Here is a 17,772-nt window from a genome sequence, read left to right as displayed (position 1 = left end):
CGCTCAGGACGATGCGCCGGGTCGCGTCCAGTGACTCAGGCGCTCGAACAACTGCTCGGCCCTGATCGGCTTGGTAATGTAGTCATCCATGCCGGCCTCGATACAACGCTCCCGGTCGCCCTGCATGGCATTGGCCGTCATCGCGATGATCGGCACCGGCGGGCGATGCCCGGCACGCTCGGCCGCCCGAATCAGGCGAGCCGCTTCAATGCCGTCCATCACCGGCATCTGCATGTCCATCAGGACCGCTGCGAACGATTGCCCGGCCAGCGTTTCAATCGCCTGCAAGCCGTTTTCGGCCAGCGTCACGCAGTACCCCCGGCGCTCAAGCAACATGATCGCCAGCTTCTGGTTAACCGGATTGTCCTCGACCAGCAGCACCGCCAGCCCAGGCAAATCCGGCGCCCCGACCTGCGGCTCGGATGCCACCGCCAGCTCGGGCAAGGCCGGTGACGACACACTCGCCCCTTCCCTGGCTGGTGCCGGCAAGGTGAAATAAAAACGACTGCCGACCCCGGGCGTACTCTCCACCGCCAGCTCGCCGCCGAGCAACTCGACCAGGCGGCGCGTAATGCTCAGGCCCAGCCCCGTCCCGCCATACTTGCGTGTTATCGAACCATCCGCCTGGGTAAAGGGATCAAAGACATGCGCCACTCTTTCCGGCGCAATCCCGATCCCGGTATCGCGCACGGCAAAACACCACAGACGCGGCGCACCGGCCGGTTCAAGCATCGAAACCGAGAGGACAACCTCGCCCTGCTCGGTGAACTTGATGGCATTGCCCAGCAAATTGACGACGATCTGGCGAAAACGACCCGGGTCGGACACGAAATCCTCCGGCAACTGCGGGCTGAGCTCGGTCCGCAAGACCAGCCGCTTTTCACTGGCGCGCAAGGCCATCGACTGAATCGTCTCCTGCACCGCCTGCTGCAAATTGCAGGGAATCAGTTCAACCGACAGCATGCCGGCCTCGATTTTCGAAAAGTCGAGAATGTCGTTGATGATGGTCAGCAGCGACTCGGAAGAAGCCTTGACGATATCGAGCAACTCCCGCTGCTCGGCATCCAGCCGCGACTCAAGCACCAGGCCGGTCATCCCGATGATGCCGTTCATCGGCGTGCGGATTTCGTGACTCATGTTGGCGAGGAACTCGCTCTTCGCCCGATTGGCGAACTCGGCCGCCTCCTTCGCCTGCTCCAGCTCCAGGCGGCTGACTTCGCGCTCGGCAATCACCCGGGCAATGACACGCGACAGCGCGGCAATATCCTCCGAACCATCCCGCCCCTCCACTTCGCTGACATGCAGCAGGCTGGCCACAATTTCCCGCAGCGACTTCAAAGCCTGTTCCCGAGCCGCCAACTCACTGCGCAAGCTGTTCGCCGTCCGCTGCAGCAACTCGAACGCGGGGCGGAATTCAAGCGGCACATCATCGATCAAAGCCGCCTCCGCCGCATTGCCGGCAGCATTACCCGCCGACGGAAAGTCGCGTTCGAAAGTACCGACCCGCTTCAACGCCCCGAGCCAATGGCGAAGCGGAAACCAGATCAGCAACAAGCCGCCCAGCAAGCTGACCAGGGCAAGTCCCATGGCCGCCTGAATCAAGTGCCACAAGCCATCGGCGATCAAATCGACGGAAAACGCCAGGCGCAACACGCCGTAATCCGCCCCGCCGACTGAAATGGTCCGATTGACATCGTAAAGCTGCTCGGCAATCCCCTGCTGCAGCCAGCCCGGCGCATGCGTCGGCGGAATCGAGGTGTTTTCACTCTTGATCACCCCGCCCTCCAGATCGATGAACTTGGCGAAAGAAAACTGCGAACGCATGATCGATTTATCCAGCGTACGCTGGATGGTGTCGTAATCGCCGATCACCACGCTGTCCGAGACAACCTGCGCCGCCACCTCGATCAGCATCGTCGCCGAACGCTGCGCCTCTTCGATGGCCTCGTTGTACTGGTATTGATAGAACAGGATCAGCCCGCTGCCGACAAAAAGCAGCAAGGTCGCCGAATACAAGGCATAGACCCGCGCAATCAGCGATCTCGGCAAGCAGTAGCGCAGCAGCTTCATGATCCGAACTCAGCGCGGGGTGGCTGGCACCGTCTGATAGAACCGGCGGTAGGAGGCATAGTCGGCGCCCGTGGCAGGCAGGAAATAGGCTTGCGGATCAAGCCCGACCTCCTGCGAAGACTTGAGCAAAATCGCCTTGCCGACCGGGTCGCGGTGCATGCCGATGAAGGCCGAGGCAACCGCCTTGAGATCTTTCTCCGGCACCTTGCTCGAAGCCATCAGAGCCAGGTCGTGATAGCTGTCGGAGGTCCACAAAACGCGGAATTTCTTGCCTTCCTTGGCGGCATAGCCATCGATCAAGGCTGAATTGCTCCCGACCGCCTTGGCCTTGCCGGCAAACATCTGGGCGAACGCCGCATTCTGGTTACCGGCAAAAAGCGCCTTGACCTCGATATTCCGGGCCTGCAGATAACCCTGCGTCACCTTGTAGCCGATGAACGCCTCCGGCCCGGCAAACGCAACCTCCTGGCCTTTTAGTTCTTCCACCCGGGTGATCGGCGAATCGGCCGGCACCGCAATCTGCCCTTGCAGCGGCGGCGTCCAGCGCCGGCCGAAAACCTTCCAGCCCAATTTCTCGCGTTCTGGGCTGAACAAGTGGTTGGAAAAGACGAATTCAACTTCCTTGGCCAGCACATAAGCCGTCGTATCAGCCGATGTCCGGCCGATTTTCAGCTCAAGCCTGACCCCGCTTTGCTCGCTGACATACTTGATGATCGGATTCCAATATGCTGCCGTCTTGTTGATATCCCACTGATTGACCGGAGAAAATCGATAAACCGCATTTTGCGCCAAGGCCAATGCCGGAAGCAGACCGATAAGCGCCACAAGCAGGGAGCGACCGAACATGTTGGAACTTTCCATGAAAATGGATGATTTGTAGATTTTACAACATTGTCGTCGTTTCATCCTGACAGCATTTCATGGCCGCTCACCGCTCAGGCCGCCAGCGCCCGCCGCAAACCGCGCATCAGCAGGCCGATGGCCGGCAATTTGACATACAGCTCTTCGGCCGTATCCCAGTAGTCGCGGTGGTAATTGACCCGCCCATCCGGATCGAAACGCAGATGTGAAACACCGCGCATCATCTGCGTTTCACCCTTGCCCCAGAGACGCACCCGAAAGCAGAATTCCCAGACCAACATCGCGCCACCTTCATCAACCACCTGCTCGGTGACCACGAAACGAGGCTCATCAACCTGCGTGAACATGTGGCTGAAAATGTGCTGGATGGCCGGTAGACCGCGCACTTCGTTGAACGGGTCCTTGAAAAAGGCGTTCTCGGTGTAGAACGCCGGAAAATCGGCCACGCTTTCCGGCGACAGCGTCTGGAAAAAGGCAATCAAGGCCTCGTGTTTCATTTCAACCTCCGGTCAAGCGGCGAATCAGCGGGAAATACCAGCAGTAAGGCAAATGGGCCAAAAACTTCATGATCAGGGTGAAGCGTTTCGGGAAATGGATTTCGAAATGTCCGCTACGAAACCCGTCGACCGCGGCAATCGCGGCTTGTTCCGGCGTCAGCAAGGCGGGCATGGCGAAATCGTTTTGGGCCGTCAATGGGGTGGCGACAAAGCCCGGATTGATCAGCCAGACGCCGATACCCCGCGCCAGCAGGTCGAGATGCAGCACCTCGGCAAAATGGATCAAGGCGGCCTTGCCCGGCCCGTAGCACAAAGCCTTGGGCAAGCCGCGATAACCGGCCACACTGGCGACGAAGGCGATCCCGCCGCCAGCGCGGAGATCCGGCAAGACCGTCGCCGCGAGGCGCAGCGCGGCGTTGAAATTGACCGCCAGCACCCGCTCGGCAACCGCCAGATCGAAATTATCGACCCGCATCGGCACATAATCACCGGCCAGATAAACCACCAGATCGACGCCGCCCCAGCGCTCGATCAGTGTTTGCCGGGCCTGGGCCAGCGCCTCCCGGTCGGTCGCATCGCACGGCAGCAGCAGCGCACCGGCCACGCCGAGCGCCGTCAGTTTATCGAGGCTGCGGGACGAGACGGCAAGCTGCGCCCCCCGCCGCGCCAGCTCATGCGCCATGGCCGCCCCGATACCGCTCGACGCGCCGACCAGCCAGACGCGCTTGCCCTGCCACTGGCTGATTTTCGGGTTCATTGCCGGGCCTGCCGCTTGACGAAACTGAGCGTCACCTCACCGAGGTTGAAGCCCCATTTCGTCATGTAGGAACGGTTGAGCATCACCGTGTCGTCGATCAGGAACATCCAGTCGTCAAAATCGACGTGGATCACCTTGCCATCGACCGGCAAGGCCAGCACATAGCGCCAGCGCAAGGCGTTGCCGGCCAGCTCGCCGATTGCCTCGCCAACGACATCGTCAGCCGTGCCGCGATAACTGCCATCCGGCTGCCGCTTCAAGGTCCACACCCGGCGCGAGACGGTGCCGTCCGACCACGTGAAATTTTCATCGAGCACACCGGTATCGCCGCGCCACTGGGCGTCGATCACCACATGGAAGCGTTTCTTGACCTCGCCGGAGCGCCCCTGAAAGACACCCCAGGCATCGAGCGTGCCGTTGAGGTAGGTTTTCAGGTCGAGCACCGGCTGTTCGCTGCGGTATTGCTCGACACCGGTCGAGGCGCAGCCGCTCAGGCCGAGGGAAAGAAAAAGGGCGGCCAGTAGTTTCATGATGCGATCTCCAGTGAATGACGCCAGCGCCACAACAGCAGCCCGGCCAGTGATTTGAAAGCCAGCGGCAGCAGCGCATAGGCAAGGCTCAGGGCGGCAAGCCCGGTGCCGCGGCCCGGTTGATAACCCAGCATTGCCAGCAGGGGCAGGGAAAGGCCGGCGGCCAGTGCGAGATTCAGCTTGGCAACAAAATTCCAGACGCCGAAGCAAGCGCCCGCCTGCCCCTGGCGTTCGCCGAGATCGGCCGCCATCGCCGCCGGCAAAGCCAGGTCGGCACCCAGCGCCAGCCCGGAGGCAACGCAGATCACGGCAAAGCCGGCCAGGTCGCCCGGCCCGATCAGGCTGGCCCCGGCAAAAGCCAGGATCGACAACAGCATCGCCCCCAGCCAGGCGGCAACCCGTCCGAAATGGGCGGCCAGCCGGACCCACAGGGGCAAGGAAAGCGCCCCGGCAACGAAATAAACGGCCAGCAAAGGGCCGCCCGCCTGGGGCTGCTGCAGGATATCGGCGACGAAAAACAGGAACAGCGTGGCCGGCAAGGCGGCGGCAATGCCATTGGCGACAAAGACCAGCAGCAAGCGACGGAAAGGCTGATCGGCAAAGACACGGCGCAGGCTGGGCAGCAAGGGCTGCGCGGCAGCGGGTTGCGGACGGGCCGCCGCATGCGTGGCAAAGGTGATCGCGGCGGCGACCAGTAACAGCGGCAGAAAAACCCAGACCAGCCGGGCAACGCCCTGGCTCGAATCACTGGCCAGCAGTGCCGGCAGCGCCGCCGCCAGGACAACGCCGAGCAGGCCGAATCCCTCGCGTGCTGCGGTCAACCGGGTACGCAGCGCAGAATCGGTCCCGACATCCGTCCCCCACGCCTGGTAGGCCACGCTGGCCGCCGAAAAACCCAGGTAGGTCAGGGCCAGCGATGCGAGCAGCCATAAGGCCGGGGCGATGCCCGGCGGATTGAGCAAGGCGACGAAGCCGAGGGCGAAAGGCAGCAGCGCGATAGCCACCATGCGCGGCCGCGAAACACGGTCGGCCAGCCAGCCGAGCCAGGGATCGATGCCGGCATCGAGCAAGCGGGCGGCCAGCAGGATGGCGCCGAGCATGGCGAGCGACAGCCCGGTTGTCTCGGCATAGAAATGCGGCACATGGACATAAACCGGCAAGGCGGCAAAGGCCAGCGGCAGGCCGAGCAGACCGTACGACAGGACGCGGCCGCCATGCATCTCAGTCAGCCGGCGGCTTGAGCAACGCCGTGCGCAGTTCCGGCGCGCTGGTTCCGGCATCCAGCCAGATACCGAAAAAGGCACGCGCGAAGAGCGGCTCATCGATTTTCCCGATCAGGCGTTCGTTGAAATAGAAGCGGGCCGCATCCGGCTGGTAATGGCCGACAATCCGGTCGCCCGGTTTGACATCGGGGAACAGCGCGGCCAGTTGCTCGCCCCAGCGTTTCAGGGTCGGCACATCGCCGATGCCGAGATTGCGGATTTCCTTGATGCTCGCTTCGGCAATCGCCAACCCGGCGATATTGCGCTTGTAGGTCAGGCGCAAGGCGAGCGGCGGCTGGAGCGGATCGGCGGCGGCCCACAAGGTAGCCTCGTAGACCAGGAAACCGAAGCGGCGGAACTCCCCGCTTCCCCAGCGCTTCAGCCCGGCCGTCGGATCGCTCGCGGCAAAACCGGCCAGCGGCGCGGCGGCCAGCGCGAGCAGCAGGCTGCGCCGCACGGCCGAGAAGCTGCGGTTTTGCCGGCTAACCAGCAGTTGACCGCGACAGGACATGTCAGCCATGACCGGCGGCGGCTCAGCGATGGGCCAGTTCAAACTGGACGACATCGACATTCCCGGCCAGGAAACCGGCCTCGCAATAGCAGAGATACATCCGCCACAAACGACGGAAAGGCTCGTCGAAACCGAGTGCGGCAATCTGCGGCCAGTGGGCTTCGAAGGCATGACGCCACTCGGCCAGGGTTCGGGCGTAATCCTCGCCGAACGCGTATTCACCGCGCACGACCAGCCCGGCACGCGCCGCCGCGCGACGAAAAGCGCTGCGCGAGGGCAGCATGCCGCCGGGGAAAACGTACTGCTGGATGAAATCGGTCCCCTTGCGGTAGCTGGCAAACAAGTCGTCGCGAATCGTGATGCTCTGGATCACCGCCCGGCCACCCGGCTTGAGCGCAGCGGCCACGGTTTTGAAATAGCCCGGCCAGAAACGCTCGCCGACGGCCTCGAACATTTCGATCGACACGACATGATCGAAACACTCATTCGTATCGCGGTAATCCTGCAGCCGGAGATCGGCCTGCGGCACGCGCTTTTGCGCCCACGCCAACTGGGCCGGCGACAGCGTCAGGCCGGTCACGGCCAAGCCGTCAGCCACGGCCATCTCGGCAAAACCGCCCCAACCGCAGCCGATTTCGAGCACCCGCTGGCCGGGTTCGGCATGCAGGTGCTGCAGGATGCGGCGGTACTTGGCCTCCTGCGCCGCTTCGAGATCATCGATGCGGTCGACCTCACCGGCCCGGAACAATGCGCTCGAATAGCTCATGCTCGGGTCGAGCCAGAGCTTGTAGAAATCGTTGCCGAGATCGTAATGCGCCATGATGTTGCGCTTGCTGCCCGCCTTGCTGTTACGGTTCAGCCAATGCCGGATACGCGCCGCCGCCAGACCGCGCCACGAGCCGTAAACCGCCTTCTTGAGCACATCGCGGTTGCGCGCCAGCAGGCCGAGCAGGCCGGTGATGTCGGGCGAATCCCAGGCGCCGTCGAGATAGGCTTCGGCCAGCCCGATATCGCCCCTTGCCAGAATCTGACCGAACATCGCTTCATCGTGCACCTGCATCGTCACACCCGGCTCGCCCTCGCCGAACAGGGCGCAGGAGCCGTCCGGCAAACGGATTTCAAGCAAGCCGCCGCTGATCTTTTCGAGCAATTCGAAAACCAGTCGGGTATCGCGGTTCAGGCTGCTGCTGCGGCCCAGCGTCAGGGTTTGGTTCATTTCAGCGGCTCCTGCAAGGGAGGTTGGACAGGATGGGCGCCAAGGAAAGGCACCCCTTTCAACCAGAGTTTCAAGGCTTGCCAGTGGATGCGCAGCATCACGCCCAGCGTCAGAAAAGGCATGCGCAGACAGGCCCCGAGCAAAGCCGGGGCAGACCAGCCACGCGACTTGCCGGAAATCGAGGTGAGCAGCAATTCACCCTCGGCATCGTCGTAATCGATGCGTATCAGCGGCACCGGACGGTCGAGATGAAAACGGAAGCGATAAGCGCCTTCGATATCGCAGAAAGGCGACACATGAAACGCCTTGCTCGCCGTGATTTCCTGGCCATCGAGCAAGGGCGAGCCATCCGCGTTGTGCAGCAGGTATTCATGGCGCCCGCCGAAGGTATTGCGCACCTCGGCCAGAACGGCAACCAGCGCCCCACTGCGGTCGCGGCAAAACCAGAAACTGACCGGATTGAAGACATAGCCCATCAGGCGCGGGAAACATTGCAGCGTGATCTCGCCGTCATCCGGCAAACCGCGCTGACGCAGCAATTGCTGAATCCACGGCAGCAGCTCGCTGCCATCGCGCGGGCCATGGTCCTGGCGCCGGAAACTGAGCAGATTGCTGCGGTCGACCGCGAAAAACCGGCTATTTGCCGCCGCCAGGTCGCGCACCGGCAACTGCACGTAGAACACCGGATAGACGAAGGCATTGACTGCCGGACGCAAGCGCCGGTGCATCACGTGGCCGATGAACAATTGCGGAAGCGGTGCCATGGTCGTCAGCTCAAACCGTATCGAGTTCGCGCTCGACCGTTTGCGGCGCCATCTGCCACGGCGCGGCAATGCCCATGCTGTTGGCGACCCGCAAGGCCGATCTCAAACCGTCTTCATGGAAGCCGTAGCTGCCCCAGGCACCGGCCAGCCAGATTCCGTTTTCACCCTGGACATGCGTCAGGCGCTGCTGGGCGGCAATCGCCGGCCCATCGAAAATCGGGTGGGCATAATCGAACTCGGCAATGATTTTGGCCGGATCGGGCTCGCGCGCCGGATTGAGCGTCACGACAACCGGCGTCTTGAACGGCAGGGGCTGCAGCTTGTTGATCAGGTAGGAAACGCCCACCGGCTGCTCGCCCGGCGCACCGCTGCCGGAAAAATAATTCCACGCCGACCACAGCTTTTCATCGCGCGGCAGCAAGGCGCGGTCGGTATGCAACACGGCGCGGTTCGGCTGGTAACGAATCGCCGACAATATTTCGCGCTGCATGTCGCTCGCCGCCATGCCGAGAATGGCCAGCGCCTGGTCGCTGTGACAGGCCATCACCACCCGGTCGAACAACTCGCTGCCGCCGGCATGCACAACGCGCAACTGGCCGGCCTCGCGACTGACGGCGCTGACCGGGCAGGCCAGGCGCACATCGTCGAGTTGTTCGGCCACTTTCCTGACGTAAGCCCGCCCGCCACCCTGCACCGTGCGCCACGCCGGGCGGTCGAAGACCTGCAGCAAGCCGTGGTTGCGACAAAAACGGATGAAGGTGGACAACGGCATGTCGAGCATCTGACCGGTCGGACACGACCAGATCGCCGCGGCCATCGGCAGCAGATACCAATCCGAAAAAGCCGACGAATAACGGCCTTCGGTCAAAAAATCGCGCAGGCTGCGTTGTTCGCCCTGGAACGAGACAAGCCAGGCCTGGCTCTCGCGGTTGAAGCGCAGAATATCGGCCAGCATGGTCCAGAAAGAGCGTCGGAGCAGATTGCGCTTCTGCCCGAAAACGGTCGCCAGATTGCTCCCGGCCCATTCCAGATCCGGCGTTTCCAGACTGACCGCAAACGACATTTCAGTTTCGACGCTCTCCACCCCCAGCAACTCGAACATGGCGATCAGGTTGGGATAGGTCTTGTCGTTGAAGACCAGGAAACCGGTATCGACCGGATGCGTTTTACCCTCCAGCGTCACGTCGACCGTGTTGGTGTGACCGCCGAGGTAGTCCGCGGCCTCGAACAGGGTCACTTCATGCTTCTGGCTGAGCAGCCAGGCGCTGGCCAGGCCGGAAATGCCGGCGCCGACCACGGCGATACGATGCTTGCGGGTCATGGCGCGCCTCTCAGTCGTTCGTGCCGGACAACTCGGCATAGGCCGAATGGTTGTGGATCGATTCGAAGTTCTCGGAAATCACCTTCCACTGCCCGATGCGCGGCTCGCGCATCAAGCGCAGCGCGATGTCGCGCACCAGATCTTCGACAAACTTCGGATTGTCGTAGGCCCGTTCAGTCACCCACTTTTCATCCGGCCGCTTGAGCAAGCCGAAAACCTCGCAGGAAGCCTCCTCTTCGGCCAGGCGAACCAGTTCCTCGATCGCCATCGGCGTCCGCAAACGCGTCTCCAGCGTGATGTGCGAACGCTGGTTATGCGCGCCGTAATCCGAAATCTTGCGCGAACACGGACACAGGCTGGTCACCGCCGCAACGACCCGCAGCGTCAGGCTTGGCGGCTGCCCGGCCAGTTGCTCGGCAATCAGCGTCGCATCGTAATCAAGCAGGCTTTCAACGCCGGAAACCGGCGCTTTCTTCTTGATGAAATACGGGAAAGCCAGTTCGATGCGACCGCTCGCGGCATCGAGCCGGAGCAGCATTTCGTCGAGCATGCCGAACAAGCCGGCCTGGGTCAGCGCGCTACTGCGGCTTTCAAGCAGTTCGACGAAGCGCGACATGTGCGTGCCCTTGACCTCGGGCGGCAAGCCGACCGTCATCGTCAGGTTGGCGACGGTGCTCTGCGTTTCGCCGCTGGCCGTTTCCAGTTGCAGCGGATAGCGCAAACCCTTGACGCCGACGCTCTGAATGGCCAAACGGCGCGTGTCTGCGGTCGACTGCACGTCGGGCAGGAAAAAGTTATCGGGGGCATTCATGGTCGGGGCTCCGGGAAAGGATGGGGATGCTTATTTGAGAAATGCGTCGATTCTGGCCAGCAGTTCCTTGTCATCCGGCGTGGTCATGCTGCCGAAGGAAAGCACCTGCGTCGCATCGCGGTTGATCAGGTATTTATGGAAATTCCAGCGCGGCCGGCTGCCGGTGATTTCAGCCAGCTTCAAATAAAAGGGATTGGCCGCCTTGCCCTTGACCGACGACTTGGCCAGCATCGGGAAATCGACGCCATAAGTCAGGCGGCAAAAATCGGCAATCTCCTTGCTGCCGCCCGGCTCCTGCTCGCCAAAATCGTTCGACGGAAAGCCCAGCACGACCAGCCCCTTGTCCTTCAGCCGGGCATAGAGTTTTTCCAGGCCGTCGTACTGGCTGGTGAAACCGCAGTAACTGGCGGTATTGACCACCAGGATGACCTTGCCCTGATACTGGCAAAGCGACTGCGGCTTGCCATCCTGCAGGCCGGCGAAACTGTGGTTGAGCAAATCAGGGCACTGGCCGGCACCCGCCGCGGGCACCACACCAACCGACAACAAGCCGGCAATACCCATCCAGCGCTTGAGAACTGAGATCATCGACAACTCCTTGCTTTGTCCTAGACAAAATTAAGATTTGTTCGTAAGATAGGGCCGAAAATTTGATTTGTCAATGCTTTGTCTAACATTTGTTCAGGACAAATATGAATCCCCTGGATTTCAATATCGCCGCCGTCGAGCGCGAAACCGGCCTCTCCAAAGATGTTCTGCGGATGTGGGAAAGACGCTATGGCTTCCCGACGCCGAGCCGTGACGGAAACGGCGAACGCTGCTATCCGGGCGAACAGGTCGAACGCCTGCGCCTGATAAAACGCCTGATGGATCAAGGGCATCGCCCCGGCAAGCTGATTCCGGCGAGCAGCGAAGAGCTGGCCACGCTAAGCCCGCGCCGGGCCAAGGAACAGCACCGGACGACGCAGGCCGACAGCGCGGAGCTGGCCGAACTGCTCGCCCTGATCAAACAGCACGACGGTATCGCCTATCAGCAGGCGATGCAGCAGCGCCTCGGGCGGCAAGGTTTACAGCGTTTTGTCCAGGACACGGTGGCACCGCTCACCTGTCGCGTCGGCGAAGCCTGGGAAGACGGCAGCTTCGAGGTCTTCGAGGAACACCTGTTCACCGAACTGACCAAGCGCCTGTTGCGCCAGGCCATCGCCGGCCTGCCGAGCAGCCGGCTGGCACCGCGCGTGCTGCTGACCAGCGTGCCCGAGGAGCAGCATGTGCTCGGCCTGCTCATGGTTGAAGCCCTGCTCGCGCTGGAAGGGGCCGAATGCATTCCGCTCGGCACCGAAATGCCGCTTTCCGAAATCAGCCGTGCGGCGGCGGCCCATCGGGCCGATATCGTGGCGCTGTCGTTTTCGATTGCCTATCCGGCCCGCCAGACGCCCGCCCTGCTGCAGCAACTGCGCCATCTGCTGCCCGGCACGACGGCGCTCTGGGCCGGTGGTGCGGGCGTTGCCCGATTACCGAGCCAGGCGGGGATCGAACTGCTGGCCAGCCTGGAAGCTGCCGTGCTTGCGCTCCAGGCATGGCGGGCGGCGAATTCAGCGGCGAATTCAGCGGCGAATCTGGCGCCGAATTCGGCTTAATTCGCCGGTTGACCGGGGAAATTGCAAGCCACTTCCTTGCCCCCGCCGCTCAAGCGGCAACGGCTGATCAGGCCGCCCTGCGTATCCAGCACGCGCCCGGCCCAGCCCTCGGCATCGCGTTCGAGCACCAGAAAGCTGTAACGGTTGAGCAGGATGCCGCTTTGCGCCGGCACCCCGTCGTAGGTACGGCCATCCGGCCGCATCCGTTCCCGGCTGCCAGCCCCGCTGCGCCCCTCGAAAAACGGGGACTGCGGATCGAGCGCTTCGAGTTGCGTGCCGCCGCCCCCGACAATCACCTGTGCCGGTCGCCCGGCTGGATATTGCGGATCGCTGGCCGGCGCAAAGTTGTAGGTCGCAAAAGCATGCTGGTGGCCGGCAAAAGAAACCTGCAGATTGGCCGGCAAGCTGTTCTTGAGCACCGTCTGGAAAGCATTCGGCTGCACCGCCGGGCCGAGCAGGTCGTACCACACCGGCTTGTGCGAAAGCAGCCAGATTTTCTGGTCGACCGGGGCAGCCCGCAGCACCTTGAGCGTCTGCTCGAAAGTTGCCACATCTTCCGGCGTGGCACTGGCCGGGCGGTAATCCTCATGGCCCGAATTGTCGGCCACGACCAGCGCCAGCTCGGGCGACAGCGGAATCCGGTAAGCCTCGGCCGTGAAATTATTGCCCAGCACCGAGCGCGAGGCCGAGCGGAAACGCTGGTTGGCGCAGGCGACATAAGGCAACGGCGAAAGAAAACGCATCCAGCCCTCACCGGCCCGATCGCAATTTTCGTGGTTGCCACGCACAAAGACCCACGGCGCCGCCGCCAGCAAAGGCGCCGCCGGCTTGAAGAAATCGGCATTCCAGCCGGCCCAGCCGTAGGTCACGACCACACCCTTGTCGCGCAGGGGCTGGCAACGTTCCGGGTCATCGCAGACTTCGCGGTAATGGTAATCGCCGACGTGAATCACCAGATCCGGCCGGGTGGCAGCCGCTGCGGCAGCAATATCGGCCCACGGCCAGGCCTGCGGATCGGTGCAATCCTGGATCGGATCACCCTTGCCGTTGGCCGGTACCTTGATCCGGCAACCGGTATCGCCGAGCACGACAATGCGCTGCGGCGAAGCAACGGGCAAGGCAACCGCCTGCCCGGCGACCCGCACCTGGCGCGCCCCCGGCGGCAAGACCAGCTCGCAGGCCGCAACGGCAAACGGCGGATCGAACGCCGGATTCGCCGCATCGCCCTGCCCACCGCCGGGACGCGCCCGCCAGTGCATAGTGCGGATGCTGCGGTCGACCTCGGCTGAAGGGCAATTTTCATTCGCCGCGACAATCGCCCGCAACGAAACCTCGCCCTCCGGCCCCAACTGCGTCCAGACACGCGGCAAGCCGCCCGCCCCCTCGCCCGGCAAACTGGCACAGCCGCCGAGCGCAAGCAGCGCAACGGCCCCCAGGGACAACAACGTCCGGCGCATCGGCATCACGCCGTCAAAGGTGGAGATAACCCATCACCCCGACCACCAGCCCGAGCGCGGTCGAGCCATAAACGCCGACCAGCAGCCAGCGCTTGCGCGTCAGCAGGGTAATGGCCGACAGCGCGATGGCGATCTGGAGCAGCGTCGTGGCCAGCGCCCAGCGCTCATGCACGTGCATTTCGGCCTCGCTCTTCTTGTCGGCTTCCTTGGCGGCATCTTCCAGCTTGTCGGCCTCGGCCTTGATCTCTTCCTTTTCCTTCTTGTAACGCTCGACCGCCGCCTTGAACTTCTCCTGATTCTCGCCGGTCGTCAACGTGATCGAAAGCTCGGCCAGATTCTGCTTGTTGCTCTTGGCCTGGTAATAGTTCCACTGGTTCGAGGCCGAGGTTTTCTGGATCGCCGCCTCATTCTTGTAGAGCAGCGCCGAATTCTGCGAATGCCCGCCCATATAGCCAAAAATGGCACCCACCGTAGACAGCAGCGCGGTCAACACCGCCAGCCGGGAAGTAAAGCTGTCGCCGCCATGCTGGGCAACGTGTTCGACTTCGTGATCGTGCGGGCCGTGAACATGAAAACCATGACCGGACATAGATGAACCTCCTTCAAAACAAGGAACTGCCGTTAAAAATGATGCGCGATTCTAACGTGACTCTGCGCCGCAGCGGGGTCGAAGCCTCTAAAATGGCGGCCTGTTCACACTGCCGGACTCGCCATGACCTACGCCGCCCCGAATTTCGAATCGAAAATCTGCCCGCCCGGCGAGTTGACCGCGCGAGCCGCCCAAATCGCCCGCCCGCTCGTCTTCACCAACGGCTGCTTCGACATCCTGCACCGCGGCCATGTCACCTATCTGGCGCAAGCCGCAGCCCTCGGCACCAGCATGATCGTCGCACTGAACAGCGACGCCTCGGTCAAGCGCCTCGGCAAAGGCGACGACCGCCCGGTCAACGCGCTGGAAGACCGCCTCGCGGTAATGGCCTCGCTCGGCTGTGTCGCACTGGTCACCTGGTTCGACGAAGACACCCCGCTCCAGCGCATCCTCGAATGCCGCCCGGAAATCCTGGTCAAGGGCGGCGACTGGCCGGTCGACAAAATCGTCGGCTGCAACGAAGTTCGCGGCTGGGGCGGCAGCGTCCACTCGATTCCCTTCATTCACCAGAAATCGACCACCGCCCTGCTCGAAAAGATTCGCCGGCTGTAAGCCTGGAGGGCGATTGGGCGATGGTGGGTGACTGACCCACCGACCTGCCGGGCGGCGGCTAGATGGCCCGGTAGGGCATGGCCGGGGTGCGGCCATGCTGCTGGCTCAGGGCTTGCGAGCGGAGTGCGGCGCGGGCCTTGGCGTATCCAGCGGCGCGCGCAGTTTTTTGTCGCGCAACGATAGCCAGACAATGGCAACCACGACGACAACGCCGGCCAGCGTAATTAAAACAATATTCATGATGAATTGAACCTAAAGCCCGGTAACGCTCAAGCAGCAAGCATTCGCGCACTTTAGACCAATTGCTGACGCACTCCACGTGGGGTTTTCCCGCAAGGGTTTCCCCTCCTGCGTCGCAACCATTCGGGCCGGATCGGTCGCCCGCCAGCATCGCCGCCCCATGCCTCCCCTGCGGGTTCCGCCGACGATCAAAACATCGGGCAATCCCTAATTCAAAGCCTGGCCAACCTTCGGTAAGCTTCTGGTCGCCCGGATTATTGGTATGACCAATTTACCGTTTTCCGAATTCGCAGGTAGCAGATAAAGATTCTTTCGTAGCAAATTTTTGAAACACCCGCAGCAGCCAATAAAAACGGGTGATTTTATTTAATGCACACATACCAGGATGGCTTTCACAACAGCCGATTGGTATGACCAAAGGGGTTAAAGAATGGTTTGGCAACAAATTTACGATCCATTGGGCAGCATCGGGCTGTCCGCGCTTCTGGCGTCCGTTCCGGTCGTCGTCATGCTCGCCGCACTGGCTTTCTTCCACGTCAAGGCGCACGTCGCCGCCATCCTTGCGCTGGTTTCTGCGCTGCTCATCGCCGTTTTCGGCTTCCACATGCCGGCCAACATGGCGGGCGATGCCGCGCTGTTCGGCGCTGTTAACGGCCTCGTGCCGATTGGCTGGATCGTCCTCAACATCATCTTCCTGCACCGTCTGACCACGGAAAACGGCTCCTTCAAGGTGCTGCAGGATTCGATCGCCGGCATCACCGACGACCGTCGCCTGCAACTGCTGCTGATCGCCTTCTGCTTCGGCGCCTTCTTCGAAGGTGCGGCCGGCTTCGGCACCCCGGTTGCCGTGACCGGCGCCGTGCTGATCGGCCTCGGCTTTTCGCCGCTCGCCGCCTCCGGCCTGGCCCTGATCGCCAATACCGCACCGGTGGCCTACGGCGCGCTCGGCACGCCGATCATCACGCTGGCCAAGGTGACCGGCCTCGATGAAATGCTGCTCTCCTCGATGGTTGGCCGTCAGTTGCCCTTCTTCTCGCTGCTCGTTCCGTTCTGGCTGATCTGGGCCTTTGCCGGTCGCAAGGGCATGATGCAGATCTGGCCGGCGATTTTCGTGGCTGGCGGCTCCTTCGCCATCACCCAGTTCCTGGTTTCCAACTACCACGGCCCGATGCTGGTCGACGTGATCGCCTCGCTGGTTTCGATGGGCGCCCTGGTCAGCTTCCTCAAGGTATGGAAGCCGAAGAAGGTCTGGACCTCCGCCAAGCTGGTCGGTCACGAAGATGACGGCGGCGAAGCCCACCCGGAAGCCGGCGACATCCCGCAAACGCATGCCGCCGCCGCTGTTCGCCGCGCCTGGATGCCGTGGATCGTGCTCACCGTGTTCGTCTTCATCTGGGGCCTGCCGGAATTCAAGAAAGCGGTCGACACCGTGCCGGTGCTTGAAAACGGCCAGCAAGTGCTCGACGCCAAGGGCTTGCCCAAGGTAGCCAACAACAACTTCCTGGCCCCGATCTTCAAGTTCGAGGACATTCACGAGAAGATTGAAAAAGTGCCGCCGGTCGTCCCGAAAGTGAAGAAGGAAGAAGCCGCCTACAAACTGAACTGGTTCACCACCACCGGCTCCGGCATTTTCCTCTCCGCCATCCTGGCTGGCCTGCTGATGGGCTACGGGCCGCTGCAACTGGCCAAGCAATACGGCAAGACAATCTGGATGGTGCGCTACTCGCTGACCACCATCGTCGCCATGCTCTCGCTCGGCTACCTGACCCGCTTCGCCGGCATCGACGCCTCGCTCGGCCTGGCCTTCGCCTTCACCGGCGTGTTCTACCCCTTCTTCGGCACCTTCCTGGGCTGGCTGGGTGTAGCGCTGACCGGTTCTGACACCGCCTCCAACGTGCTCTTCGGCGGCCTGCAACGGACCACCGCCGAACAACTCGGCATCTCGCCGGTCCTGATGGCAGCTGCCAACACCTCCGGCGGCGTGATGGGCAAGATGGTCGACGCACAATCCATCGTCGTCGCCTCCACCGCCACCCACTGGTACGGCCATGAAGGCGAGATCCTGCGCTACGTCTTCTTCCACTCCATTGCACTGGCAGGCCTGATGGGCATCTTCATCACCCTGCAAGCCTACGTCTGGCCCTTCACGGCCATGATTCCCCACTGATCCGGAGACGCAACATGTATCAGAAAATCTTCGTCGCCATCGACGACAGCCCGACCTCGCAAAAGGCGCTGGACGAAGCCATCCAGTTGGCCAAGACCAGCAACGCCGCGCTGTGCATTGCCCACGCGGCCGATGAAAGCCTGCTCGCCCAGCACGGCATGGGATTAGGCAGCTATATCGACGTCGACCGCACCAAGCAAGCCATTCGCGACAGCTCGCAAGCCCTGCTCGACAACGCCGGCAAACAAGCTGCCGCCGCCGGCGTCAACAGCGAAACCCGCCTGCTGGAAGCAACCGACCTGCGCGTAGCCGAACAAATCGCGCATGGCGCCGAAGCCTTCGGTGCCGACCTGATCGTTGTCGGCACCCACGGCCGGCGCGGCTTTGCCCGCCTGCTGGTCGGCTCGGTGGCTGAAAACCTGGTACGGATTGCCCACACCTCGCTACTGATGGTGCGGCTGTAATCCTGT

Annotated in this window: 19 protein-coding genes; 4 read left to right on the top strand and 15 right to left on the bottom strand. The window is 62.5% G+C overall.

Translation table 11 applies throughout. From position 1 onward, the window contains the following. Nucleotides 1–3: 3 nt before the first annotated feature. From KI614_RS02555 to KI614_RS02500, 12 genes are all read right to left on the bottom strand, one after another. Nucleotides 4–2,070, bottom strand: a complete 2,067-nt coding sequence (locus tag KI614_RS02555) for an ATP-binding protein (RefSeq protein ID WP_226407653.1) — start codon at nucleotides 2,068–2,070, stop codon at nucleotides 4–6. A gap of 9 nt (nucleotides 2,071–2,079) precedes the next feature. Further along, nucleotides 2,080–2,931, bottom strand: a complete 852-nt coding sequence (locus tag KI614_RS02550; RefSeq protein WP_226407651.1) for a phosphate/phosphite/phosphonate ABC transporter substrate-binding protein — start codon at nucleotides 2,929–2,931, stop codon at nucleotides 2,080–2,082. Nucleotides 2,932–3,005: 74 nt separating this feature from the next. Beyond that, a complete protein-coding gene (locus KI614_RS02545) occupies nucleotides 3,006–3,428 on the bottom strand; it encodes a nuclear transport factor 2 family protein (RefSeq protein WP_226407649.1) in 423 nt (140 codons plus the stop codon). A gap of 1 nt (nucleotide 3,429) precedes the next feature. Beyond that, nucleotides 3,430–4,185: an SDR family NAD(P)-dependent oxidoreductase gene (locus KI614_RS02540; protein ID WP_226407647.1), complete on the bottom strand. Its 756-nt coding sequence runs from the start codon at nucleotides 4,183–4,185 to the stop codon at nucleotides 3,430–3,432. Then, complete coding sequence (locus tag KI614_RS02535; RefSeq protein ID WP_226407644.1) at nucleotides 4,182–4,715, bottom strand: DUF3833 domain-containing protein; 534 nt, start codon at nucleotides 4,713–4,715, stop codon at nucleotides 4,182–4,184. The genes KI614_RS02540 and KI614_RS02535 overlap by 4 nt, the downstream gene beginning before the upstream one ends. Continuing rightward, nucleotides 4,712–5,935, bottom strand: a complete 1,224-nt coding sequence (locus KI614_RS02530) for an MFS transporter (protein WP_226407642.1) — start codon at nucleotides 5,933–5,935, stop codon at nucleotides 4,712–4,714. The genes KI614_RS02535 and KI614_RS02530 overlap by 4 nt, the downstream gene beginning before the upstream one ends. Before the next feature lies 1 nt (nucleotide 5,936). After that, the gene (locus KI614_RS02525) at nucleotides 5,937–6,542 is read right to left on the bottom strand and encodes a chalcone isomerase family protein (RefSeq protein ID WP_226407640.1); all 606 of its coding nucleotides are present in this window, start codon (nucleotides 6,540–6,542) and stop codon (nucleotides 5,937–5,939) included. Then, nucleotides 6,511–7,704, bottom strand: a complete 1,194-nt coding sequence (locus KI614_RS02520; RefSeq protein WP_226407637.1) for an SAM-dependent methyltransferase — start codon at nucleotides 7,702–7,704, stop codon at nucleotides 6,511–6,513. Before KI614_RS02520 ends, KI614_RS02525 begins: the two co-directional genes overlap by 32 nt. Then, complete coding sequence (locus tag KI614_RS02515) at nucleotides 7,701–8,468, bottom strand: DUF1365 domain-containing protein (protein ID WP_226407635.1); 768 nt, start codon at nucleotides 8,466–8,468, stop codon at nucleotides 7,701–7,703. The genes KI614_RS02520 and KI614_RS02515 overlap by 4 nt, the downstream gene beginning before the upstream one ends. Nucleotides 8,469–8,478: 10 nt before the next feature. After that, nucleotides 8,479–9,789 (bottom strand): NAD(P)/FAD-dependent oxidoreductase, encoded by a 1,311-nt coding sequence (locus tag KI614_RS02510; RefSeq protein ID WP_226407633.1) that lies wholly within the window; start codon nucleotides 9,787–9,789, stop codon nucleotides 8,479–8,481. 10 nt (nucleotides 9,790–9,799) lie between these two features. Further along, nucleotides 9,800–10,600, bottom strand: a complete 801-nt coding sequence (folE2, locus tag KI614_RS02505; RefSeq protein WP_226407631.1) for a GTP cyclohydrolase FolE2 — start codon at nucleotides 10,598–10,600, stop codon at nucleotides 9,800–9,802. A gap of 30 nt (nucleotides 10,601–10,630) precedes the next feature. Beyond that, nucleotides 10,631–11,188, bottom strand: a complete 558-nt coding sequence (locus KI614_RS02500) for a glutathione peroxidase (protein ID WP_226407629.1) — start codon at nucleotides 11,186–11,188, stop codon at nucleotides 10,631–10,633. Nucleotides 11,189–11,292: 104 nt separating this feature from the next. Here KI614_RS02500 and KI614_RS02495 point away from each other — a divergent pair, with 104 nt between their 5' ends. After that, nucleotides 11,293–12,237: a MerR family transcriptional regulator gene (locus tag KI614_RS02495; RefSeq protein WP_226407627.1), complete on the top strand. Its 945-nt coding sequence runs from the start codon at nucleotides 11,293–11,295 to the stop codon at nucleotides 12,235–12,237. On the opposite strand, the gene KI614_RS02490 is transcribed toward KI614_RS02495, so the two are convergent. Both KI614_RS02490 and KI614_RS02485 read right to left on the bottom strand, forming a co-directional pair. Next, the gene (locus KI614_RS02490; RefSeq protein WP_226407625.1) at nucleotides 12,234–13,694 is read right to left on the bottom strand and encodes a metallophosphoesterase; all 1,461 of its coding nucleotides are present in this window, start codon (nucleotides 13,692–13,694) and stop codon (nucleotides 12,234–12,236) included. The genes KI614_RS02495 and KI614_RS02490 overlap by 4 nt on opposite strands. Before the next feature lie 13 nt (nucleotides 13,695–13,707). Beyond that, nucleotides 13,708–14,283 carry a DUF4337 domain-containing protein gene (locus KI614_RS02485; RefSeq protein ID WP_203468544.1) on the bottom strand — a complete coding sequence of 192 codons (576 nt, stop codon included), beginning with the start codon at nucleotides 14,281–14,283 and terminating at the stop codon, nucleotides 13,708–13,710. Between the two features lie 123 nt (nucleotides 14,284–14,406). Here KI614_RS02485 and rfaE2 point away from each other — a divergent pair, with 123 nt between their 5' ends. Then, entirely contained in the window at nucleotides 14,407–14,895 is a 489-nt protein-coding gene (gene rfaE2 / locus KI614_RS02480) for a D-glycero-beta-D-manno-heptose 1-phosphate adenylyltransferase (RefSeq protein ID WP_226407623.1), read from the top strand. A gap of 105 nt (nucleotides 14,896–15,000) precedes the next feature. Here the strand turns inward: rfaE2 and KI614_RS16355 are convergent, their stop codons facing one another. After that, nucleotides 15,001–15,135 (bottom strand): hypothetical protein, encoded by a 135-nt coding sequence (locus tag KI614_RS16355; RefSeq protein WP_256435914.1) that lies wholly within the window; start codon nucleotides 15,133–15,135, stop codon nucleotides 15,001–15,003. A gap of 430 nt (nucleotides 15,136–15,565) precedes the next feature. On the opposite strand from KI614_RS16355, the gene KI614_RS02475 reads away from it, so the two are divergent. Both KI614_RS02475 and KI614_RS02470 read left to right on the top strand, forming a co-directional pair. Further along, on the top strand, nucleotides 15,566–17,302 hold the full coding sequence (locus KI614_RS02475) for an L-lactate permease (RefSeq protein WP_226407621.1): 1,737 nt from the start codon (nucleotides 15,566–15,568) through the stop codon (nucleotides 17,300–17,302). 14 nt (nucleotides 17,303–17,316) lie between these two features. Beyond that, complete coding sequence (locus KI614_RS02470) at nucleotides 17,317–17,766, top strand: universal stress protein (RefSeq protein ID WP_226407619.1); 450 nt, start codon at nucleotides 17,317–17,319, stop codon at nucleotides 17,764–17,766. The last annotated feature ends 6 nt before the right edge of the window (nucleotides 17,767–17,772 follow it).

It is taken from the genome of Dechloromonas denitrificans, from assembly GCF_020510665.1.
GTDB lineage: Bacteria > Pseudomonadota > Gammaproteobacteria > Burkholderiales > Rhodocyclaceae > Azonexus > Azonexus denitrificans_B.
The sequence above is the reverse complement of the archived record's forward strand: the minus strand, read 5'-3'. Positions and strand labels throughout refer to the sequence as shown.

Coding starts and splice junctions, on each gene's coding strand:
- KI614_RS02555 (WP_226407653.1), bottom strand. CDS start 2,070: ATGAAGCTGCTGCGCTACTGCTTGCCGAGATCGCTGATTGCGCGGGTC.
- KI614_RS02550 (WP_226407651.1), bottom strand. CDS start 2,931: ATGGAAAGTTCCAACATGTTCGGTCGCTCCCTGCTTGTGGCGCTTATC.
- KI614_RS02545 (WP_226407649.1), bottom strand. CDS start 3,428: ATGAAACACGAGGCCTTGATTGCCTTTTTCCAGACGCTGTCGCCGGAA.
- KI614_RS02540 (WP_226407647.1), bottom strand. CDS start 4,185: ATGAACCCGAAAATCAGCCAGTGGCAGGGCAAGCGCGTCTGGCTGGTC.
- KI614_RS02535 (WP_226407644.1), bottom strand. CDS start 4,715: ATGAAACTACTGGCCGCCCTTTTTCTTTCCCTCGGCCTGAGCGGCTGC.
- KI614_RS02530 (WP_226407642.1), bottom strand. CDS start 5,935: ATGCATGGCGGCCGCGTCCTGTCGTACGGTCTGCTCGGCCTGCCGCTG.
- KI614_RS02525 (WP_226407640.1), bottom strand. CDS start 6,542: ATGTCGTCCAGTTTGAACTGGCCCATCGCTGAGCCGCCGCCGGTCATG.
- KI614_RS02520 (WP_226407637.1), bottom strand. CDS start 7,704: ATGAACCAAACCCTGACGCTGGGCCGCAGCAGCAGCCTGAACCGCGAT.
- KI614_RS02515 (WP_226407635.1), bottom strand. CDS start 8,468: ATGGCACCGCTTCCGCAATTGTTCATCGGCCACGTGATGCACCGGCGC.
- KI614_RS02510 (WP_226407633.1), bottom strand. CDS start 9,789: ATGACCCGCAAGCATCGTATCGCCGTGGTCGGCGCCGGCATTTCCGGC.
- folE2 (WP_226407631.1), bottom strand. CDS start 10,600: ATGAATGCCCCCGATAACTTTTTCCTGCCCGACGTGCAGTCGACCGCA.
- KI614_RS02500 (WP_226407629.1), bottom strand. CDS start 11,188: ATGATCTCAGTTCTCAAGCGCTGGATGGGTATTGCCGGCTTGTTGTCG.
- KI614_RS02495 (WP_226407627.1), top strand. CDS start 11,293: ATGAATCCCCTGGATTTCAATATCGCCGCCGTCGAGCGCGAAACCGGC.
- KI614_RS02490 (WP_226407625.1), bottom strand. CDS start 13,694: ATGCGCCGGACGTTGTTGTCCCTGGGGGCCGTTGCGCTGCTTGCGCTC.
- KI614_RS02485 (WP_203468544.1), bottom strand. CDS start 14,283: ATGTCCGGTCATGGTTTTCATGTTCACGGCCCGCACGATCACGAAGTC.
- rfaE2 (WP_226407623.1), top strand. CDS start 14,407: ATGACCTACGCCGCCCCGAATTTCGAATCGAAAATCTGCCCGCCCGGC.
- KI614_RS16355 (WP_256435914.1), bottom strand. CDS start 15,135: ATGAATATTGTTTTAATTACGCTGGCCGGCGTTGTCGTCGTGGTTGCC.
- KI614_RS02475 (WP_226407621.1), top strand. CDS start 15,566: ATGGTTTGGCAACAAATTTACGATCCATTGGGCAGCATCGGGCTGTCC.
- KI614_RS02470 (WP_226407619.1), top strand. CDS start 17,317: ATGTATCAGAAAATCTTCGTCGCCATCGACGACAGCCCGACCTCGCAA.